Below are 16,637 nucleotides of genomic sequence, written 5' to 3'. Positions count from 1 at the left end.
GGTCGGCGACCCGTATGCGGCGCTCGAGGAGCAGGCATGTCTCGCAGCGAGCGACACGGCCTGCGCGAACCCTTCTTCTCTCAGGCCACCGTGCCCGCGTCCCGCAGAGCTGCGATCCGCACCGCGTCATATCCGAGTCCGGCGAGCACCTCGTCGGTGTGCTGTCCGACGGAAGGGGGGAGCCGCGCCGGCACCATCTCCACCCCGGCGAGCTGGAAGGGCACCGCGATCGTGGCGACCCGCTCGTCCTCGGCGAAGGGGACGACCAGCCCGTTGGCGCGGATCTGCTCGTCGTGGGGGATGTCCTCGGGGGTGGCCACGATGTCGAAGACGATGCCGTTCTCACTGAGCAGCCTCTGCCAGTGGGCGCGGTCGTAGCGGGCGAACGCCTCGTCGAAAGTCGCGATCAGCATCTGTGAGTGTCGCAGCCGGTCCGGTTTGGTGAGGAAGCGCTCGTCCTCCAGCAGGTCCGCCCGCTCGAGGCAGCGCACCAGCACCGGCCAGTGTCGGTCCTCGTTGAGGAGCGTCAGCAGCAGCCACTTCCCGTCCGCGCACCGGTAGTGCAGGCTCAGCGCGTTGAAGTGCCTCTCGCGAGATGGCCGCGGGATGAACTCGGCGCCACAGAGCGCTGCGGTGGCCATGAAGGAGTTGGCCCACAGCCCGTTGGCGTGCAGAGACGAGGACACCGTGGTGCCGCGGCCGGTCGTCTCGCGATGGTAGAGCGCCGTGACGATCCCGGCGTAGAGGGTCATCGCCGAGGGGTGATCGCCCTGGCCGATGACGGCCCGGGCGGGTGTGGCGTCGGCGGACGGCCGAACGATGTCCATCATCCCCGAGCGAGCCCAGTACGAGGTGGCGTCGAAGCCGGGCTTCGCGGCTTCGGGGCCGTGCTCGCCGTACCCGGTGAAGGAGGCGTACACCAGCCGCGCGTTGAGCGCCACCAAGGTCTCGTCATCGATCCGCAGCTTCGCACGGACCCGCAGCGGGTAGTTCGTGAGGAACACATCGGCGTCGGCGACCAGCTCGTGCAGTACCTGCTGGCCCTCAGGAGTGCTCAGGTCCAGCGCCAAGCCACGCTTGTTGCGCGAGTCGAGCAGCCAGGCGTAGTCGTGCTCGCAGACCGGGTTGCCGGGCAGCTTGGGCAGCTGCCGGTAGGGGTCACCCGCGCCAGGGGGCTCGATCTTGATCACGTCGGCGCCGAGGTCGGCCAGGATCGTGGCAGCGGCCGGCGCGGCGATATAGCTCCCGCAGTCGATGACCTTCAAGCCGGCGAAGAGGCTCATGACGCACTCCCGGGGGTCTCGTAGTCGTAGAAGCCGCGCCCCGACTTCACACCGAGGCGGCCGTCCGAGATGTAACGCCGCAGCAGCGCACGTGGTCCCTCGGGGATGCCGTCCCGGTTGGCGGCGTAGTTCTCCTCGATGTCGAGGACGACGTCGAGGCCGACCTGGTCCATCGTGCGGAAGGGACCGCGCCTCGCGCCGAGCACCATCGTGTAGAGCTGATCGATGTCCGCGGGTGAGGCAACGCCCTCGTCGAGCACCATCAGCGCCTCGCGCTTGATCGCCGCCCAGATGCGGTTCTGGATGAAGCCCATGCTCTCCCGCTGCACGCGGAAGGGGGTCAACCCGAATCGGGGGAGCGCCTCCATCAGGCGGTCGATGACCGTCGGGTCGGTCCGGCCACAGGACATCACCTCACACGCCGTGGAGACAGGCGGCATGAAGAAGTGCATGTTGACGACCCGCTCCGGAGCGCCGACCTCAGCGATCAGCCGGCTGGACGGGTGCGAGGAGGAGTTGGTGGCCAGGATCGCGTCGTCCGGGGCGATCCGGTCCAGCTGGCCGAAGACCGGGATCTTGATGTCCAGGCGCTCCGGCAGCGACTCCACCACCAGCCAGGCGTGCTCCGTCGCGTCGGCCATGCTGTCGGTGAACTCGACCGTCGCGGGCGTGGTGCTCCCGACCTGCTCGAGGACCGCCGGCAGCTGCTCCTCGATGAACGCGGCCGCCTCTTCGCGCTGCGTCGCGTCGAGGTCGCAGACCCGGACGGTGCCACCTCCGGTCGCAAACATGAGCGCGATGCGGCGTCCGAGCGTGCCCGCGCCAAGGACCGCGATCGGCCGTCCGGTGATGGGGGGATGGGTGCTCATCACTGCTCCTGGAGATAGTTGTACACAGGCACCGGACGGTCGAGCGTGAGGTCGGTCAGGATGTGGCTGGCGCCGACGACCTCCCGGACAGGCAGGTCCGCGAGCGGTGCAGCGACATGGTGAAACAGCTGCAGCCGCGCCGGGCCCGTCCAGGCCTCCTTGATCACGAGGTCCTTCACTCCCGCGCGGACCAGATCGCAGAGCAGCGGCTTGCGCTCGTAGCCGCGTACCACCTTGAGCATGAACTGCGGCACACCGATCTGGACGCGCGCCTCGTGGTCATCGAGACGGCGTTGCTTGTAGCCCATCGTGGCCGTCGCGACCCGCTCGGAGGTGACGTCGAGAGTGCCGAGCAGCACGCCGTCCTCGACGCGAAGCCGGGGGTCCCCCATGCCCTTGGGAAAGGCGCTGAGCTCGCGGCCGGCGACGGTGGCGCCGAAGTTGTTCAGGTACATCGCGTGCAGGTACTCGCCGTGCTCGTCACCCCAGCGCACCGGAATCGCGATGCCGCACTCGGTATAGGGACCGAACGACCCGACGTCTCCCATGTGCATGACCTCGAAACGAACCAGCGGGTCGTCGAACTCCAGCGGCTCGGGTACGACGGCCCGAAGCGCCTCGGCGTCGGTCCGGTAGGTGATGTTGAGGTACTCGCGGTCGACGAACCGGTTGGCCACCAAGGGGTACGGTGGCGCGGTCAGTGGCGTGGCGTGCGACGTGGCGACGTCTTCGGCCCGCATCAGAGTCCCATGTCCTTGGCGATGATGGTCTTCATCACCTCGGAGGTGCCGCCGTAGATGCGGTTGACCCTGTTGTCGGCGTACAGACGGGCGATCGGGTACTCGTTGATGAAGCCGTAGCCGCCGTGGAGTTGCAGGCATCGATCGATCACCCGGTGGGCGACCTCGGAGCAGAAGAGCTTTGCCGAGGCGGCCTCGGCGGGCGTGAGCTCACCGGCGTCGAGGGCTTCGAGTGCTCGGTCGGTCACTGCCTCGGCGGCGTCGACCTCCGCCTTGCACGCGGCCAGCTCGAACTTGGTGTTCTGGAAGGAGGCCACCGTCTGGCCGAAGATGAGGCGTTGCTCGACGTACTCCTGCGTGAAGCGCAGTGCGGCCTTCGACTGGGCGTAGGCGGTGTGCGCGATTCCCCAGCGCTCGGAGGCGAGATTCTTGCCGAGGTAGCTGAAGCCCTTGTCCTCCTCACCGAGCAGGTCCTCAGCGGGGACCCGGACGCCCTCGAAGGAGAGCTCGGCGGTGTCGGAGGCGCGCAGGCCGAGCTTGTCGAGCTTGCGGCCGACCGAGTAGCCGGGGGCGTGCGCGTCAACCGCGAACAAGGAGATGCCGAAGCGGCGATCATCGTCCTTCGGCGGGCTGGTGCGGGCAGCCACGATCGTCCGGTCGGCGTGCACACCGCCGGTGATGAAGGTCTTCGCCCCGTCGAGCACGTAGTAGGTGCCGTCAGCCGACAGCTTGGCGCTGCTGCGCATGCCGGCCAGGTCGGAGCCGGAGCCCGGCTCGGTCATCGCCAGCGCCCACATCTCCTCACCGGTCACGAAGCTCGGCAGGTAGCGCTTCTTCTGCTCCTCGGAGGCCAGCAGCGTGATGTAGGGAAGCGCCAGGAGCACGTGCACGTTCGACCCACCGAAGCTGACACCGGCGTGGGCGGTCTCCTCGGACTGGATCGCGTGGAACTTGTGCGTCGCCAGCCCGGCACCGCCGTACTCCTCGCCCACGCTGATACCGAAGATGCCGAGGTCGGCGAGCTTGGCGTAGAGCTCCTTCGGCACGATCCCGGCGGTGCACCACTCGCCGTAGTGCGGGACCACCTCGGCCTTAATGAACGCCCGCAGCATCTGCCGGAAGGCCTGATGGTCCTGACCGAAAACAGTTCGCCGCATGGCCACCTCCATTGGTAAGACCGTTGTGTGCCACAGACCGGCACAGACCGGCAACAGCAGCTCAGGTGTGGCGACTGTGTGACGTATTGCGCTAATGTCTCACGACATGAGACTGATGTCACATCTCTACCAGACACCCGACTCGCAGTCGAGCCTCGTCCGGATGCGACCGGTCGGCAACCGCGGGAGGTGTGATGGGTCAGACACGGCTTTCCCGTTCGCTGGCCGAACGGCCGCAGGAACGCCCCGACGCCGCGGTCGCTTTCCGGGTGGCTCAGCGCGCTTTCCTGGCGGGCGATCGACTGGAGATGCAGGACCTGGCGGCCGAGATCGGGGTGAGCCGGGCGACGCTCTTCCGCTGGGTGGGGCCGAAGGAGCAGCTGCTCGTCGAGATCTTCTGGTCGCTCGCGGTGCCGACCTTCGAGCAGGCGGTGACGAGCGCAGGCGGCACGCGGGGACCGCAGCGGATCGCGAAGGTGCTCAGCGCCATCGCCGGGGCATCGGTCCGGTCCGCGCCGTTCATGGCGTTCGTTCAACGCGAGCCGAAGCAGGCGTTGCGCCTGCTCTGCACCCGGGCCGGCACCTTCCAGGACAGGCTCCTCGGCCTGATCGAACCACTCCTGCAGGAGGAGATCGAGGCCGGACGGGTCAGCCCGCCGCTGCCGCTGCACGACCTGGCCTACCTGATTCTGCGGGTCACCGAGACGTTCGTGTACGCCGATGCCATCGCGGGTGCGACCCCCGACCCGGCCAAGGTGGGACAGGCCATACGGGCACTCCTGCGCGACTGACCAGCGGGTCCGGCACTCCCCGCGGAAGGGCCGCATGATGGGTCTTCCCGGACTGCGTGACCTCTCCGATCAGATCGAGAGGCTGGCGCCACTGGCCAACGGGTTGACCCACTCCGGGGAGTTCGCCCAGGCGGCTGCGCTGATCACCAGCGTGAAGAAGGTCGTCAGAACCGAGCTGAACAAGGTTGCTGCAGGAGCCTGGCACGCGATCAACCTCCCCGCGGGCACAGACGTGCAACGCCTCAAGCAGCAGGTGGGCTCGCTCGACCGCGAGGTGCGGCTCCTGTCCCTCGAACTCCAGAGCGCACGGAAGGAGACCAAACGACGTGGTGTCGATTCCCGGCCTGAGCACGATTGACCGCGTCCGCCGCGAGGTCGAGCGCAACGCGCTCCGGACGCGCAACGGCATCCGGATGGCGACCGGCATCCAGCGCACGGACGTGGGGTTGAGTCCGAAGGACGTGGTGTGGAGCTACGGCCGCACCGAGCTGTGGCACTACCGAAGCGCGCAGGTCTCCCTCAAGCCGCCGCTGCTGATCATCTACAGCCTCTTCAACAAGAGCTACATCCTCGACCTGCGTCCCGGCAACAGTGTGATCGAGCAGATGGTCGAGGCCGGCTTCGATGTCTACATGCTCGACTGGGGCGTCCCGGACGAGCGTGACGCGGCCAACCAGCTCGAGGACTACGTCGACTCCTACATTCCCGCCGCTATCGACCGGGTCCGCGAGCTGTCGGGCAGCGACAGCGTCAACCTGCTCGGCTACTGCTTCGGCGGTACGCTCGCGACGCTCCACGCCGCGCATCACCCCGACTCACCGCTGCGCAGCCTCACCGTGCTGACCACGCCGGCGGACTTGCAGCAGTGCGGACCGATGACCGACATGATGGCCCGCACCGACCTCGATGACGTTCTGGGCGTGGATGGGATGGTCCCCCCGGGGGTGATCGCCCAGGGCTTCCGCGCGCTCGCCCCGGTGAGCGAGGTGACCTCCCGGGTCACCCTGCTCGAGAAGCTGTGGAGCGAGGAGTTCGTGACCGCCTACCAGGCCATGGCGGGCTGGGGAAACGATCAGGTGCCTCTGCCCGGAGGGGTTGCTCGCCAGTTCAAGAAGATGGTCGAGGTCAACGCCTTCGTCAACGACCAGGTCTTCCTCGGCGGTGACCACGTGCGACTCGCGGACATCACGGTGCCCTTCATGCACGTCCTCGGGCTGCGCGACCACATCATCCCGCCGGCTGCCGCTTGCCCCCTCGTGGGGCTGATCGGGTCCGAGGACAAGCAGGAGCTGCGGCTCGACGCCGGCCACGTCGGGCTGATGGTCGGTCGAGGCGCAGCTCGCAACACACTTCCCGTCGTCATCGATTTCCTCCAGCAGCGAAGCGAGGCCGCGTCGTGACCATCCAGGACCTGACCCCAGGGCACGTCGAGCAGCTCGGCGCCTTCTTCGCACGACTGCCCGAGAGTGACCTGACGTTCATCAAGCTCGACGTCTCGCCTGCGGTACTGGCCGGCTTGCCGGCCGCCCCGGGCCACCGCTGGGTCGACGTCGAGGACGACGGCACCGTCAACGGCATCGCGGCTCTGCTGAGGTTGACCGGCTGGTCCGACCACGTCGCCGAGCTGCGCCTGGGGGTGGACCCGGCGACGCGGGGACGCGGCATCGGCCGCAAGCTCGCACAACACGCGGTCGCCCACGCCGTGCGGTCCGGCCTGCTGAAGGTGGTCGTCGAGGTGCCGGCTGCCCAGGAGCGGATCACCGAGATGTTCCTGGACCTCGGGTTCACCGGCGAGGCCCTCCTGCGTGACCACTTCAGGGATCGCAACGGCCGGCTGCAGGACCTGATCATGCTCGCTTACCTCACTGAGCAGACGTTCGAGTCACTGAGCGCGGTCGGCATGGCAGACGTTCTGGGAGGGGAGTGACATGAATTTCCTGGACTGTTTCCGGCTGGATGGCAAGGTGGCGGTCGTCACCGGCGCATCGAGCGGCCTGGGCGTCACCTTCGCGCTCGCGCTCGCCGAGGCCGGCGCCGACGTCGCCCTCGGCGCGCGCCGCGAGGACAAGCTCGCCGAGACCGTGTCCAAGGTGGAAGCGCTGGGTCGCAAGGCCATCGCCGTCCGCACCGACGTGACCAGCCCGGAGGACTGCCAGAAGCTCATCGATGCGACGATGGCAGCCTTCGGGCGAGTCGACGTGCTCGTCAACAACGCGGGCGTCGGCACCGCCGTACCCGCGACCAGGGAGACGCCCGAGCAATTCCGCTCGGTCATCGAGCTGAACCTCAATGCCTGCTACTGGATGGCCCAGGCCGCCGGCAAGGTGATGCAGCCAGGCAGCTCCATCGTCAACATCAGCAGCGTCCTCGGCCTCACGACGATGGGCCTGCCCCAGGCGGCGTACGCATCCAGCAAGGCTGGCCTGATCGGGCTGACCCGGGACCTCGCGCAGCAGTGGAGCCCGCGCAAGGGCATCCGGGTCAACGCGCTGGCGCCGGGCTACTTCGAGTCCGAGATGACCGATCAGTTCGGGAGCGAGTACCTCGAGCAGGTGGTCATACCGCGCACGTTGCTGGGGCGCCTCGGCAAGCACGAGGAGATCGGCGCCGCCCTGCTCTTCCTCGCCAGCGCCGCCGGCGGCTACGTCACAGGACTCACCCTCCCGGTGGAGGGGGGCGTGCTTGCCACGTGACCACCCGACTGTCCCCGCAGGCGATCCCCCACCACTTTCTCGAGGAGGAACGCGATGACCCATCGTGCCAAGAACGTGGTGGAGAGCGCCGCGGAGCGCCCCGCCGCCCCGGCGCTGCGCCGTGGCGCGACCGCCCTCACCTACGCCGCATCCGACGACCTGGCCGGCTGTAGCGCCCACCGTGGCACCGAGCACGACCTCACCGGTTCTCTGCGTGAGAAGCTCGAGGTCACCCCGGGCGCGCGCCGGTCGACGGGCCGGCCCGAGACGCGACGCAAGATCAGGGGCCCGCTGGGTGCGCTGGCCGCGGCAGGCCTCGAGCACCCGCAGGACGGGGACCGTGATCGGCGTGGTCGCGGGCTTGTTGCCTTGCCGACGAGGTGGCGCACGTGGTAGCCGCGCAGGGTGTCGGCGTCAGGACACGGCCGAACTCGCGGCGGTGTGGGACAACCGCTTTCGCGGCATTGTGACGCGGCTACGGGTAGGCGTCCGCGCATTGAGGGTGCCCTCGGTGATCCCGTCAGGGCCTGGCGACCCTAGAGGTCGAACAGCAGCGCCAGTGTTTCGCGAACCTCGAGGAGGACCACCGGGCCGACATTGCCCGTGCGCTCCTGGATCCGGGTCGTCGCGACGGATCGCACGTGCTGGCACTGCGCCGAGGAGCGCGCCACCAGCCGGTTGACCCCGTCGGGGTCGATCAGCACCTCGGTGCTGCTCGTGCGGATCGTCCGGGTCAACGGCACGACCTGGACGACGTTGGGTCCGCCTCGAAGGATCCGGGCGGCTGTCACGACCAGGGCCGGGCGACGGAGTCCGGCCTCGCTGCCGGCAGGCAAGCCGAGGTCGAGCTCGACGACGTCACCCGGCGTCAGCATCGAGCCATGCCGCCTCGTCGTCGGGGAGCTCTGCCGCGAGGTCTCGCGCCATGGCGTCCTGGCGGAGCGCGCGGATGGCCTTGCTCACCGTCTGGTCGATCGTCTCGTGGCGTTCGGCCGCCAGGCGCGTCACCCGTGCGTGAGTGTCCCGGCTGATGCGGATCGTCGTCGTCTCGGCCATGTCACCACGGTAGTACGTGTAGACATTTCCGTCTACAGGCGGTGTCCGCCAAGCAGAGCCGTCAAAGGACGCGACGCAGCCCCACCCAGCCCGTGGTGCGCGACCACGTCGACCGCGGCGGCGTACAGGACGGCCACCACGACGATGTCTCCTGCCGGGCGTGCGCCGTACGTGCCGACGTTGGCCCCGTTCCCGATCTGGTCGGAGAGCGCTTGCGCCTTGGCCGTGTCGCGGCTCATGAGCTCGATGGTGTGGCCGTGCTTGGCCGCCCGGGTGCCGATGGAAGTGGCCATGTTGCCGGAACCGATGATGGTGATGGTGCTCATGGGTGTGTTCCTTCGTGGTGTGACGGGGTGTTCGCGGGGTCACGCTGGCGTGACCGGAGGCCCTTGTGGCGCTCAGATGACCGTGGTGCCGCCGGGGCGGCCCATCTCCCGGCGGGGGATCACGGACTCGAACCGCGCCTTCATCTGCGCGTCGAGCATCGAACTGCTCCTCGGTGACCCCGCCGGGCGTGGCCTGCTCGCCACCGCCGGCGCTGGCCCACAGCACGCCCATCGCGCCCTTCTCCTGCTGTACCGGCACTTCTCCGGCAAGGACGAGCTCGTCGCGGAGTGCCTGCGTCGATTCGACCCCGACGTCCTACCCGAGGTGTTCGAGCGCGACGACCTGACACCCCGAGAGCGGCTCCTGACCGCGTTCGACCTGCACGCGCCCCTGTGCCCGTTCATCGCCGCAGCGGTCGAGATCCCCGACCCAGGCCACCCGGCCCGCGTGTGCGCCCGCGACTACGAACTGGCCTTCGCCCGTCGACTCATCGAGGCCGCCCGCGAGGCCGGGGCGGCCGACCCCGAGCAGCTCGGCGAGCAGCTGCAGTCTCACCTGCCGCGCCCGTGTCGACGACAAGCAGCACGGCCACGACGGCGCCGCTCGGTGCCGTGGCATTGATGCCAGGAAGGTAGGCCGGGGCCCGCCATGGGGACGGATCGTCAAGGCGGCACCCAGGAACCACGTCTGCTCGAGCCGGTCCCGCCCCCAGGGTGGACGGGGCGGCCGCCTCGCGGCGGTGTGGGGCGGCCGCTCTCGCGGCGAAATGACACACCTTCTCGACTGGCCGATTCGAGCCAGGTCGTTGCCCGTTCACCAGGCCCGCAGCCCCGGGGCGTTCGAGACCTTACGGGTCCGTGAAGAATCCACCGATCACGGCCGCTCGGGGACGGGTCCCGGCATGGTGGTGGCATGACCACAGCTTTCGTACTGTCTGGTGGCGCGAACTTGGGGGCGGCTCAGGTCGGCATGCTTGCTGCGGTGGCTGACGCGGGAGTTGTGCCGGATCTAGTGGTGGGCACCTCGGTCGGCGCGCTCAACGGGGCCTGGGTGGCTGCCGGCGCCCCGCTCGAAGACCTGGGAGCGGTGTGGCGATCGCTACGGCGCGGTTCGGTGTTTCCCATGAATCCACTGCGCGGACTGCTCGGACTCTCCGGGCGCACCGATCACCTGGTCGGCAACACGGGCCTTCGGCGTATCCTGCACCAGAACCTGGCGTTCGACCGCCTCGAGGACTTCCCGATCCAGTTGCACGTCGTGGTCACTGATGTCCTTACGGGAGTAGGGAAGCTGCTCTCGTGCGGGCAGGCCCTGGACTCGATCATCGCCAGTGCCGCCATCCCGGGTGTCCTGCCCCCGGTTTCGCTCGACGGTCGGGCCTACATGGATGGCGGCGTGGTGAACAACTCGCCGATCTCGCATGCGGTCGAGCTGGGCGCCGACACGGTCTGGGTCTTCGCGACCGGCTACTCGTGCGCCTTGCGGGAGCCGCCCCGCTCCGCGCTCGGGATGGCTTTGCACGCGACCACGTTGATCGTTCAGCAGCGCTTGCTGCTTGACCTCGTACGCTATGTAGGAGTGATTGACCTGCGGGTGATCCCACCGCTGTGTCCGGTGGGGGTCTCGCCAACAGACTTCAGTCAGGCGGACGAGCTGATCACCCGCTCGTACGCTCTTGCTGCAGACTGGCTGCGCGTGGCTCCGGTGGACCCGGCGACGATGCTCCTGCAAGCGGTGCATCCGCACGATGTCATGCCACGGCTCTGATCCCTCATCCGGCCCCAGTCGCGGCTCACCGGCACGTCATCCAACGTCTGGCACGACTTCGCCCTCGATCAGGCATACGATCCACGCGCGGCGAAGTGGGACGGCCGCTACGCGGCGGTAGGACGCATCTCTTCCACCTGGCTTTCTCCGGACGGACGAGTCGCGTTATGTCGGTGTGTCGGGCGACCGCTGCTTCCCTCGGCGGGCCGACCGGACACGATGAACAGCGAGAGATGGACAGAAGAGACCTGCTCATCGGGTCGTTGGTCCTGGGTCTCACCCTGCGGGGTGGACTTGCTGTGAGCGTATGGGCTCAACTCACCCTGACACGCAGGGAACGACCCCACGAGTCAGCCCCCGATCAGCAGGTCGCCTGACCACACACACCCATCCACAGGTCTTGACAATTGCTCGTGTCAGCGACATCGAAACCTCACTTAGCCCACCGTGACGGTGAAGTTCTCTTGGTCGGTGGCCTTGACCTGGTCGATCACCTCCAGGGTGAAGCGGTAGGTCCCCGCTCTGCTGGGCGTCCCAATGATGTCGCTGGCGCTCGTGCCCTGGGTGAAGGGGCCCGTCATGCCGGTGGGGATGCTGCCCGCTACCACTTTCCACTGGACCGGGGTGGGGGTGGCCCCGCTGCCGGTCGTGGTGTCACACCCGGTGGTCTCGAAGAAGACGGCTGCCGAACTGCCGGCAGGGATGGTGGTGGCCGGTTTGGGGGTGATCAGGCACGAGCCGGTCGGGGCAGCCGGGTTGGGCGGTACGGCTACCGCCGATGGGGTACAACCAGACAGGGTCGCCGTCGCGGTTGCCGTTCGGTCACCGTCGGAAATGGTGACCGTGCAGTCCGGGGCCGTGAAGCCCGACGCGGTGATGCGGTAGGAACCGCTCTGGTCGGCACGGGCGCCGGCCGAGCTGGTGGTCGAGCGGGCGATGACGTACACCCCCGGGAAACTGTGACCCTCCAGGCGCAGCTCCCCGCCGACGAGGGCGCTCCTGCTAGCGGAGACGGCCGCCGCAGGGTTGGCGAGAACGGTCTGGGCGACCAGCCAGCAGGACATGGCCACGGTGATGGCGAGCGCGGGACGACGATTCGAAGTGGGCATCTGAACTCCTGGTGACGGGGGTGGAAAGTCGCTGATCGGGACTGAACCGCTGTCCGAGGCGCGTCCGCCCTACCCCTTCAACCTACGTAGCCTGGGGCTCCGTCGGCCATTGGACCATCGTCGTAGTACCCGGCCCCACCGCCTGACCATCGACCTGGTGGCACCCCGTATGCGGACCTCAGGCCGGCGCCATCAGGATCGTGAACGCGCCGTGGCCGCAGCCGATGTCGGCCACCGTGATCCCGGCCTCCAGGCGCGCCTGGGGCACAGCGCAGCGCTGGTGCTCATCGGTGAGGCAGGCATCGGCAAGAGCTCGCTGATGGACCACGCCATGCGTGGGGCAGACGGCATGCGTCTGCTGCTGGCGGTCGGCACCGAGGCCGAGTCCACGGTCGCCTTCGCCGGGTTGCACCAGCTGCTGAACCCGGTGCTGGACCACCTGCCGGCGTCACCTTCGTCGGCCGCCGGCTGGTCGCCGACCGGATCGCCCTGCTGATGGCGGGCCGAAGGGTCGCGCCCGACCCGTTCGCCGGGACCGGGCTGCCTCGGACCGAGGTGGCGGGCTGTCACCCGAGGCCTCGCAGGAGCTGCTGGCCCGCCGTGAGGGTGGCCCGGGGGCCGGAGCGCTGGCGGCCTGGCTGCACCACTCCTGCGGGGGGAACCCGCTGGCGCTGATTGAGCCGACCGACGACGTCGAGTTGCTACGACGACTGTCGCCCGAGGCCCCGTCCCGGTGCCGGACGTGGTGCTCCTGCTGGCCGCGGTGACCGACGGCGACCTCAGCCTGGTCGCACGGGCGTTGCCGATCGGCACCGAGATCGACCTGCAGGCCGCCGCGGACGCACGGCTGGTCACGCTCTCGGCCGGGCGGGCCCGGTTCCGGCACCCCACTGACCCGGGCCGGGGGGCGACGTCGGCGGGCCCGACCTCACACCCGGGCATGTGGCGCCGCCTGCGTCCGGAACGCCGGACTCCACTGCGGTGACGCTCGAGGCGGCCGCTCCCGAGTGGGTGGCGTACCGGCCTTTCAAGCCGCGGACCCGAAAGGGCTTCCGTCATCTGCTGCGTCGTTGCCTGGTCATTCCCCCGGCCCCCGGGCCCTGCTGCGGCGATCCTCGACCGGAACGGGGGCAGCGGCTGCCGGCTGGTCGGGGCGGGAGTCGGGAATCACCCCTTGGCCGTCAGAGCTTCGCTCGCGATGCGCAGGAGGTTGGCAGCGGGGCCGCGGGGTCGCTGACGCGGGTGCCAGATCGCGTGCAGGGTGCGGGGCATGCTGAGGTCGCGAACGGTGATCGTGGACAGTCGCCCTGTGGCCAGGTCTCCCTCGATGGCGAGGGACGACAGGATGGTGGGGATGCCCGTGGTGCGAACCGCGTCGCGTACGGCTGCGGTGGAGGGGAAGGTGTGCGCCGCGGGAACGTGACCAGGTATGGCCTGGTCGACGTGGTCCCGAGTGCCGGATCCGGCCTCACGCAGGATGAGAGGGGTCGCGGACACCTCTTGCCGGTCGATGCCGCCCCGGCGTCGTGTCCAGGGGTGGTCGGGTGGCACGACGACGACGAGCTCGTCGTGTCCTACGACCTGGGACCCGAGACCTCGGGGGATCGACGACGTCTCCACGAAACCGATGTCGACCCGGCCTGCGGTGACGGCGTCGATGACGTCCTGGGAGTTGCCGGGGAACACGTTGAGGCTGGTGTCGGGGTGGGTTCGCCGCAGCCGGCTGGCCCACACCGGCAACAGTGCTTCGGAGATGGTGTTGCTGGCTGCCACGCTGACCGTGCGACCCGGTGCGCGCAGGACCAGGACCCCTTCCTCGAGCTCGCGAGCCGCGTCGAGGACGGTGTGGGCCCAGGCCAGGACCAGCTGCCCCTGCCCGGTCGGGGTGACCCCGGTGGTCGAGCGCTGCAGGACCGCGAACCCGAAGAGCGCCTCAGCCGCGGGATCCGAGCGCTGATGGCCTGCTGGCTCACTCCCAGCTGTCGGGCCGCCGCGCCCATGCTGCCGGTGCCGGCCGCAGCGACCACGGCCGTCAGCTGCTCGAGGGACGGGACATGGGTCAGGTGCGACACGACGCGAGACTACCTCGCCACAACCGCAGTTTGTGACCCCACAGTGGTGAGTGGGGTACCGCGAGGGCGATCTGCCGCTGATGCTGAAGGCATGACGATCTCATCTTTCGCTCCCGCCACAACCGGGCCCGGGCCGTACCGGGCCTGCCGGGCCTACCGGGCCTACCGGGCCGACCGCGCTGCTCGTCCTGCGGTCGCGGCTCTCGCTCCGGCGGGCCCGGTCTGGTTCTCGTCCGTCATGGGCACAGGGATCCTGGCGACGCTGCTGGGCCGCGAGAGCGCCCAGGTGCCGGTGCTGCTGGTGCCGGCGACTCTCCTGCTGGGGGTGGGGTGCCTGCTCCTGCTCGGCCTGACCGCAGGATTCGCCGCGCGGGTGATCCAGGACTGTGACGTCTTCACCGCCACGATCCGCGACTCGGCGGTGGTCCCCACCTGGGGCACGGTCTCGATGGGTGTGCTGGCCGTGGGGGCCGCCGTCCTGACCGTGGTGCCCCAGCTGGGTGCCCGCACGTCGTCGGGGGACCCCGCGGGATGGGTGGTGGTCATCGACGCGGGGTGCTGGGCCCTCGGGACCGCACTGGGGGTCGTGACCGCCTTCGGCTTCGCTGCCGTGCTGGTCAAGCGCGATGTGGGTCACCCCGTTCCGGCGTGGGGGCTGCCCATCGTCCCACCCATGGTCTCGGCGACCACGGGAGCGGCTCTGGTGCCTCACCTCGCCACGTCGGGAGCCCGGCTGGTCCTGCTCGTGGGCGTCGTGGCCTGCTTCTTCCTCTCGCTGTTCCTCGGGGGGCTGGTCTTCGCGATCGCCTACCACCACCACTGGCGCACGCTGGCCCTGCCGGTGCCGGCGTCCTTCTCCTCGTGGATCCCCCTCGGCGTGGTGGGCCAGTCCATGGCCGCGGCGCAGGTCATGGTCGCCCAGAGCGCTCCCCTGCTCACCCCGGCGGCGGCGGCGGCGGCCCGTCAGCTCGCCGACGCCTACGGCTACGTGATGCTCGCGGCGAGCGTCCCCGTCATCGGGTACGCCGTCCGCATGAGCGTGCGGGGGGCTCGCGCCCGGATCGCGTTCGTCCCCGGCTGGTGGGCCCTCACCTTCCCCATCGGGACCCTGGCCCTGGGCACACGCCTACTCGGGGCCTCCACCGCCAACCCGGTCATCAGCGGTCTGGGCGACGCCGCCATCGCCGTCCTGTGCGGTACCTGGCTGCTCTGCGCCGGGGCAACCGTCCGCGCGGTGATCACGACGCGTCCCACCGCGGCCCGGGCAACCTGACGCTGCTCCGACACGTGCAGCGCCGGCCACTGCCGCTGTGCTCAGAGGCAGTGGCGTGGCGGTCAGCGCAGCACAGCGCCACTGAACAGGAGCCAGGAGGCGCCCGACAGCACGCCGAGGACGAGGGTGCCGGCAGCGCCCGCGGTCGCCACCCGCAACCCAGAGGCGGCAGCTGCGGCGGTAGGCCTGGGGGTTCTCGTGACCTCGGGGTCGGACGGGGCCGCAGCGCGCATCAGGGGGGCGACCCAGCGAAGATAGTAGAAGAGGCTGAGGAGTGAGTTGGCGAGCACAGCGACGGTGAGCCAGGGCGCGCCACCGTCCCAGGCGGCGGTGGCGATGGCGAGCTTGCCGGCGAACACGGCAGTGGGCGGTGTGCCGACCAGGCCGAGGAGGCTGACGACGAGGGCGCCGGCGAGCCACGGACGCGCGGACGCGAGACCGGCGTACGACTCGAGGGTGCGGCGCTGCGGTAGCGCGGCGACGACGGCGAAGGCAGTCAGGTTGGTCAGGGCGTAGCCCGCGAGATAGACCACCAGGGAACCGAGCGCCAAGGGGGTTCGCCCAGCGACGGCAACCGGCACGAGCAGGTAGCCGACCTGGCTGACGGTCGACCACCCGAGCAGTCGTCGGGGGTCGTCCTGATAGAAAGCGGCGAGGTTGCCCAGGGTCATGCTGGCCACGGCGAGGATTCCGACGAGCAGGGGCGCGCGGGATTCGGGCGGCAGCATGACGACGAGCCGGTAGACCGCGACGAGGGCGCCGAGCTTGGGGACGGTGGTGAGGAACGACGCGGCGAACGACGACGACCCCTGCGCTGCGTCGGGCACCCAGAAGTGGCCGGGTACGGCACCTGCTTTGAACATCAGGCCCCCGACCACCGCGACGGTGGCCACGGTCAGCGGCCCCTGGGGTGCGGTCGTGAGCGACGAGGTGAGCACGCTGTACGACGTCTCGCCGCCGAGTCCGTAGAGCACGATCACCCCGGCCATGAGCAGGATCCCGAAGAGCGACCCGAAGAAGTAGGTCTTGAGTGCGGCCTCGGCGGCGGCCGCGGTGCGGGTCAGGCCGACGAGTGCGTAGAGCGGGACGCTGGCCAGGAGGAAGCCGGTGACGACGATGAGCAGGTCGTGGGCCCCGGCGAGGAGGACTGTCCCGAGGGTGGCGAGCAGGAGCAGTGCGCAGATCTCGGCCTGGCGCAGGTGGTCGCGCAGCTCGTCGCCGGCGAGGGCAATGACGAGCAGGGTGGCGACGACGGCGATCAGGCGGACCGCACCGGTGGCCGGGTCGACGGCGAAGGTCCCGTCGTAGACCAGCTGGTCGGGTCCGGCGAGGGCGAGCGCCGCACTCACGCCACTGCCGATCAGCGCGGCGGCCGTCAGTGCTCGCACCCAGCCCAGCCGGCGGCGGGGCAGGAACGACCCCGAGACCAGCACGACGAGTGATCCGACCAACAGCCACAGCTCGGGCAGCAGGGCCGCGACGCTCTTGTTCATCCCCATG

General features: G+C 69.5%; 21 protein-coding genes. 11 read left to right on the top strand and 10 right to left on the bottom strand.

Features of this window, described 5'->3' with window-relative positions:
* Positions 1–80: 80 nt before the first annotated feature.
* The 4 genes from V3N99_07465 to V3N99_07450 are packed head-to-tail and all read right to left on the bottom strand — an operon-like array spanning position 81 to position 4,049.
* A complete protein-coding gene (locus V3N99_07465; protein MEO3936585.1) occupies positions 81–1,283 on the bottom strand; it encodes a CoA transferase in 1,203 nt (400 codons plus the stop codon).
* The gene (locus V3N99_07460) at positions 1,280–2,152 is read right to left on the bottom strand and encodes a 3-hydroxyacyl-CoA dehydrogenase family protein (GenBank protein ID MEO3936584.1); all 873 of its coding nucleotides are present in this window, start codon (positions 2,150–2,152) and stop codon (positions 1,280–1,282) included. The genes V3N99_07465 and V3N99_07460 overlap by 4 nt, the downstream gene beginning before the upstream one ends.
* The gene (locus V3N99_07455; protein MEO3936583.1) at positions 2,152–2,892 is read right to left on the bottom strand and encodes an acetoacetate decarboxylase; all 741 of its coding nucleotides are present in this window, start codon (positions 2,890–2,892) and stop codon (positions 2,152–2,154) included. The genes V3N99_07460 and V3N99_07455 overlap by 1 nt, the downstream gene beginning before the upstream one ends.
* Positions 2,892–4,049, bottom strand: a complete 1,158-nt coding sequence (locus V3N99_07450) for an acyl-CoA dehydrogenase family protein (protein MEO3936582.1) — start codon at positions 4,047–4,049, stop codon at positions 2,892–2,894. Before V3N99_07450 ends, V3N99_07455 begins: the two co-directional genes overlap by 1 nt.
* A 194-nt stretch (positions 4,050–4,243) precedes the next feature.
* Between V3N99_07450 and V3N99_07445 the strand changes: the two genes are divergently transcribed.
* The 6 genes from V3N99_07445 to V3N99_07420 are packed head-to-tail and all read left to right on the top strand — an operon-like array spanning position 4,244 to position 7,929.
* A complete protein-coding gene (locus V3N99_07445; GenBank protein MEO3936581.1) occupies positions 4,244–4,840 on the top strand; it encodes a QsdR family transcriptional regulator in 597 nt (198 codons plus the stop codon).
* A 34-nt stretch (positions 4,841–4,874) separates the two neighbouring features.
* Positions 4,875–5,198, top strand: coding sequence for a hypothetical protein (locus tag V3N99_07440; protein ID MEO3936580.1), 324 nt, complete (start codon positions 4,875–4,877; stop codon positions 5,196–5,198).
* Positions 5,167–6,240, top strand: coding sequence for an alpha/beta fold hydrolase (locus V3N99_07435; GenBank protein ID MEO3936579.1), 1,074 nt, complete (start codon positions 5,167–5,169; stop codon positions 6,238–6,240). The genes V3N99_07440 and V3N99_07435 overlap by 32 nt, the downstream gene beginning before the upstream one ends.
* Entirely contained in the window at positions 6,237–6,767 is a 531-nt protein-coding gene (locus tag V3N99_07430; protein MEO3936578.1) for a GNAT family N-acetyltransferase, read from the top strand. The genes V3N99_07435 and V3N99_07430 overlap by 4 nt, the downstream gene beginning before the upstream one ends.
* A gap of 1 nt (position 6,768) precedes the next feature.
* A complete protein-coding gene (locus tag V3N99_07425; GenBank protein ID MEO3936577.1) occupies positions 6,769–7,533 on the top strand; it encodes an SDR family oxidoreductase in 765 nt (254 codons plus the stop codon).
* A gap of 54 nt (positions 7,534–7,587) precedes the next feature.
* Positions 7,588–7,929 carry a hypothetical protein gene (locus tag V3N99_07420; GenBank protein ID MEO3936576.1) on the top strand — a complete coding sequence of 114 codons (342 nt, stop codon included), beginning with the start codon at positions 7,588–7,590 and terminating at the stop codon, positions 7,927–7,929.
* A 140-nt stretch (positions 7,930–8,069) separates the two neighbouring features.
* On the opposite strand, the gene V3N99_07415 is transcribed toward V3N99_07420, so the two are convergent.
* Genes V3N99_07415 through V3N99_07405 form a run of 3 tightly spaced genes read right to left on the bottom strand, consistent with a single transcriptional unit; the run spans position 8,070 to position 8,915 of the window.
* Positions 8,070–8,408 (bottom strand): type II toxin-antitoxin system PemK/MazF family toxin, encoded by a 339-nt coding sequence (locus V3N99_07415; protein MEO3936575.1) that lies wholly within the window; start codon positions 8,406–8,408, stop codon positions 8,070–8,072.
* Positions 8,392–8,589 (bottom strand): hypothetical protein, encoded by a 198-nt coding sequence (locus tag V3N99_07410; protein ID MEO3936574.1) that lies wholly within the window; start codon positions 8,587–8,589, stop codon positions 8,392–8,394. Before V3N99_07410 ends, V3N99_07415 begins: the two co-directional genes overlap by 17 nt.
* Positions 8,590–8,621: 32 nt before the next feature.
* A complete protein-coding gene (locus tag V3N99_07405) occupies positions 8,622–8,915 on the bottom strand; it encodes an NAD(P)-binding domain-containing protein (GenBank protein MEO3936573.1) in 294 nt (97 codons plus the stop codon).
* A 76-nt stretch (positions 8,916–8,991) separates the two neighbouring features.
* Here V3N99_07405 and V3N99_07400 point away from each other — a divergent pair, with 76 nt between their 5' ends.
* Positions 8,992–9,537 (top strand): hypothetical protein, encoded by a 546-nt coding sequence (locus tag V3N99_07400; GenBank protein MEO3936572.1) that lies wholly within the window; start codon positions 8,992–8,994, stop codon positions 9,535–9,537.
* A 291-nt stretch (positions 9,538–9,828) separates the two neighbouring features.
* Entirely contained in the window at positions 9,829–10,683 is an 855-nt protein-coding gene (locus tag V3N99_07395; GenBank protein MEO3936571.1) for a patatin-like phospholipase family protein, read from the top strand.
* Between the two features lie 437 nt (positions 10,684–11,120).
* Here V3N99_07395 and V3N99_07390 read toward each other — a convergent pair whose 3' ends face one another.
* Positions 11,121–11,792, bottom strand: a complete 672-nt coding sequence (locus tag V3N99_07390; protein ID MEO3936570.1) for a hypothetical protein — start codon at positions 11,790–11,792, stop codon at positions 11,121–11,123.
* 211 nt (positions 11,793–12,003) lie between these two features.
* Here V3N99_07390 and V3N99_07385 point away from each other — a divergent pair, with 211 nt between their 5' ends.
* Both V3N99_07385 and V3N99_07380 read left to right on the top strand, forming a co-directional pair.
* The gene (locus tag V3N99_07385; protein MEO3936569.1) at positions 12,004–12,288 is read left to right on the top strand and encodes a hypothetical protein; all 285 of its coding nucleotides are present in this window, start codon (positions 12,004–12,006) and stop codon (positions 12,286–12,288) included.
* 237 nt (positions 12,289–12,525) lie between these two features.
* Positions 12,526–12,777: a hypothetical protein gene (locus V3N99_07380; protein MEO3936568.1), complete on the top strand. Its 252-nt coding sequence runs from the start codon at positions 12,526–12,528 to the stop codon at positions 12,775–12,777.
* 182 nt (positions 12,778–12,959) lie between these two features.
* On the opposite strand, the gene V3N99_07375 is transcribed toward V3N99_07380, so the two are convergent.
* Entirely contained in the window at positions 12,960–13,592 is a 633-nt protein-coding gene (locus V3N99_07375) for a LysR substrate-binding domain-containing protein (protein ID MEO3936567.1), read from the bottom strand.
* 363 nt (positions 13,593–13,955) lie between these two features.
* Here V3N99_07375 and V3N99_07370 point away from each other — a divergent pair, with 363 nt between their 5' ends.
* Complete coding sequence (locus V3N99_07370; GenBank protein MEO3936566.1) at positions 13,956–15,137, top strand: TDT family transporter; 1,182 nt, start codon at positions 13,956–13,958, stop codon at positions 15,135–15,137.
* A 62-nt stretch (positions 15,138–15,199) separates the two neighbouring features.
* Here V3N99_07370 and V3N99_07365 read toward each other — a convergent pair whose 3' ends face one another.
* Positions 15,200–16,636: a proton-conducting transporter membrane subunit gene (locus V3N99_07365; protein ID MEO3936565.1), complete on the bottom strand. Its 1,437-nt coding sequence runs from the start codon at positions 16,634–16,636 to the stop codon at positions 15,200–15,202.
* Position 16,637: the final 1 nt, after the last annotated feature.

It is taken from the genome of Dermatophilaceae bacterium Soc4.6, from assembly GCA_039889245.1.
In the GTDB taxonomy this organism is placed as follows: Bacteria; Actinomycetota; Actinomycetes; order Actinomycetales; family Dermatophilaceae; genus Lapillicoccus.
This window is presented reverse-complemented; position numbering and strand designations above follow the sequence as displayed.

What these genes read in the sequence shown, in the direction of transcription:
- V3N99_07450 (MEO3936582.1), bottom strand. Translation starts at nt 4,049, where the DNA reads ATGCGGCGAACTGTTTTCGGTCAGGACCATCAGGCCTTCCGGCAGATG.
- V3N99_07460 (MEO3936584.1), bottom strand. Translation starts at nt 2,152, where the DNA reads ATGAGCACCCATCCCCCCATCACCGGACGGCCGATCGCGGTCCTTGGC.
- V3N99_07415 (MEO3936575.1), bottom strand. Translation starts at nt 8,408, where the DNA reads ATGCTGACGCCGGGTGACGTCGTCGAGCTCGACCTCGGCTTGCCTGCC.
- V3N99_07425 (MEO3936577.1), top strand. Translation starts at nt 6,769, where the DNA reads ATGAATTTCCTGGACTGTTTCCGGCTGGATGGCAAGGTGGCGGTCGTC.
- V3N99_07365 (MEO3936565.1), bottom strand. Translation starts at nt 16,636, where the DNA reads ATGGGGATGAACAAGAGCGTCGCGGCCCTGCTGCCCGAGCTGTGGCTG.
- V3N99_07455 (MEO3936583.1), bottom strand. Translation starts at nt 2,892, where the DNA reads ATGCGGGCCGAAGACGTCGCCACGTCGCACGCCACGCCACTGACCGCG.
- V3N99_07405 (MEO3936573.1), bottom strand. Translation starts at nt 8,915, where the DNA reads ATGAGCACCATCACCATCATCGGTTCCGGCAACATGGCCACTTCCATC.
- V3N99_07440 (MEO3936580.1), top strand. Translation starts at nt 4,875, where the DNA reads ATGATGGGTCTTCCCGGACTGCGTGACCTCTCCGATCAGATCGAGAGG.
- V3N99_07420 (MEO3936576.1), top strand. Translation starts at nt 7,588, where the DNA reads ATGACCCATCGTGCCAAGAACGTGGTGGAGAGCGCCGCGGAGCGCCCC.
- V3N99_07390 (MEO3936570.1), bottom strand. Translation starts at nt 11,792, where the DNA reads ATGCCCACTTCGAATCGTCGTCCCGCGCTCGCCATCACCGTGGCCATG.
- V3N99_07370 (MEO3936566.1), top strand. Translation starts at nt 13,956, where the DNA reads ATGACGATCTCATCTTTCGCTCCCGCCACAACCGGGCCCGGGCCGTAC.
- V3N99_07395 (MEO3936571.1), top strand. Translation starts at nt 9,829, where the DNA reads ATGACCACAGCTTTCGTACTGTCTGGTGGCGCGAACTTGGGGGCGGCT.
- V3N99_07465 (MEO3936585.1), bottom strand. Translation starts at nt 1,283, where the DNA reads ATGAGCCTCTTCGCCGGCTTGAAGGTCATCGACTGCGGGAGCTATATC.
- V3N99_07400 (MEO3936572.1), top strand. Translation starts at nt 8,992, where the DNA reads ATGACCGTGGTGCCGCCGGGGCGGCCCATCTCCCGGCGGGGGATCACG.
- V3N99_07445 (MEO3936581.1), top strand. Translation starts at nt 4,244, where the DNA reads ATGGGTCAGACACGGCTTTCCCGTTCGCTGGCCGAACGGCCGCAGGAA.
- V3N99_07410 (MEO3936574.1), bottom strand. Translation starts at nt 8,589, where the DNA reads ATGGCCGAGACGACGACGATCCGCATCAGCCGGGACACTCACGCACGG.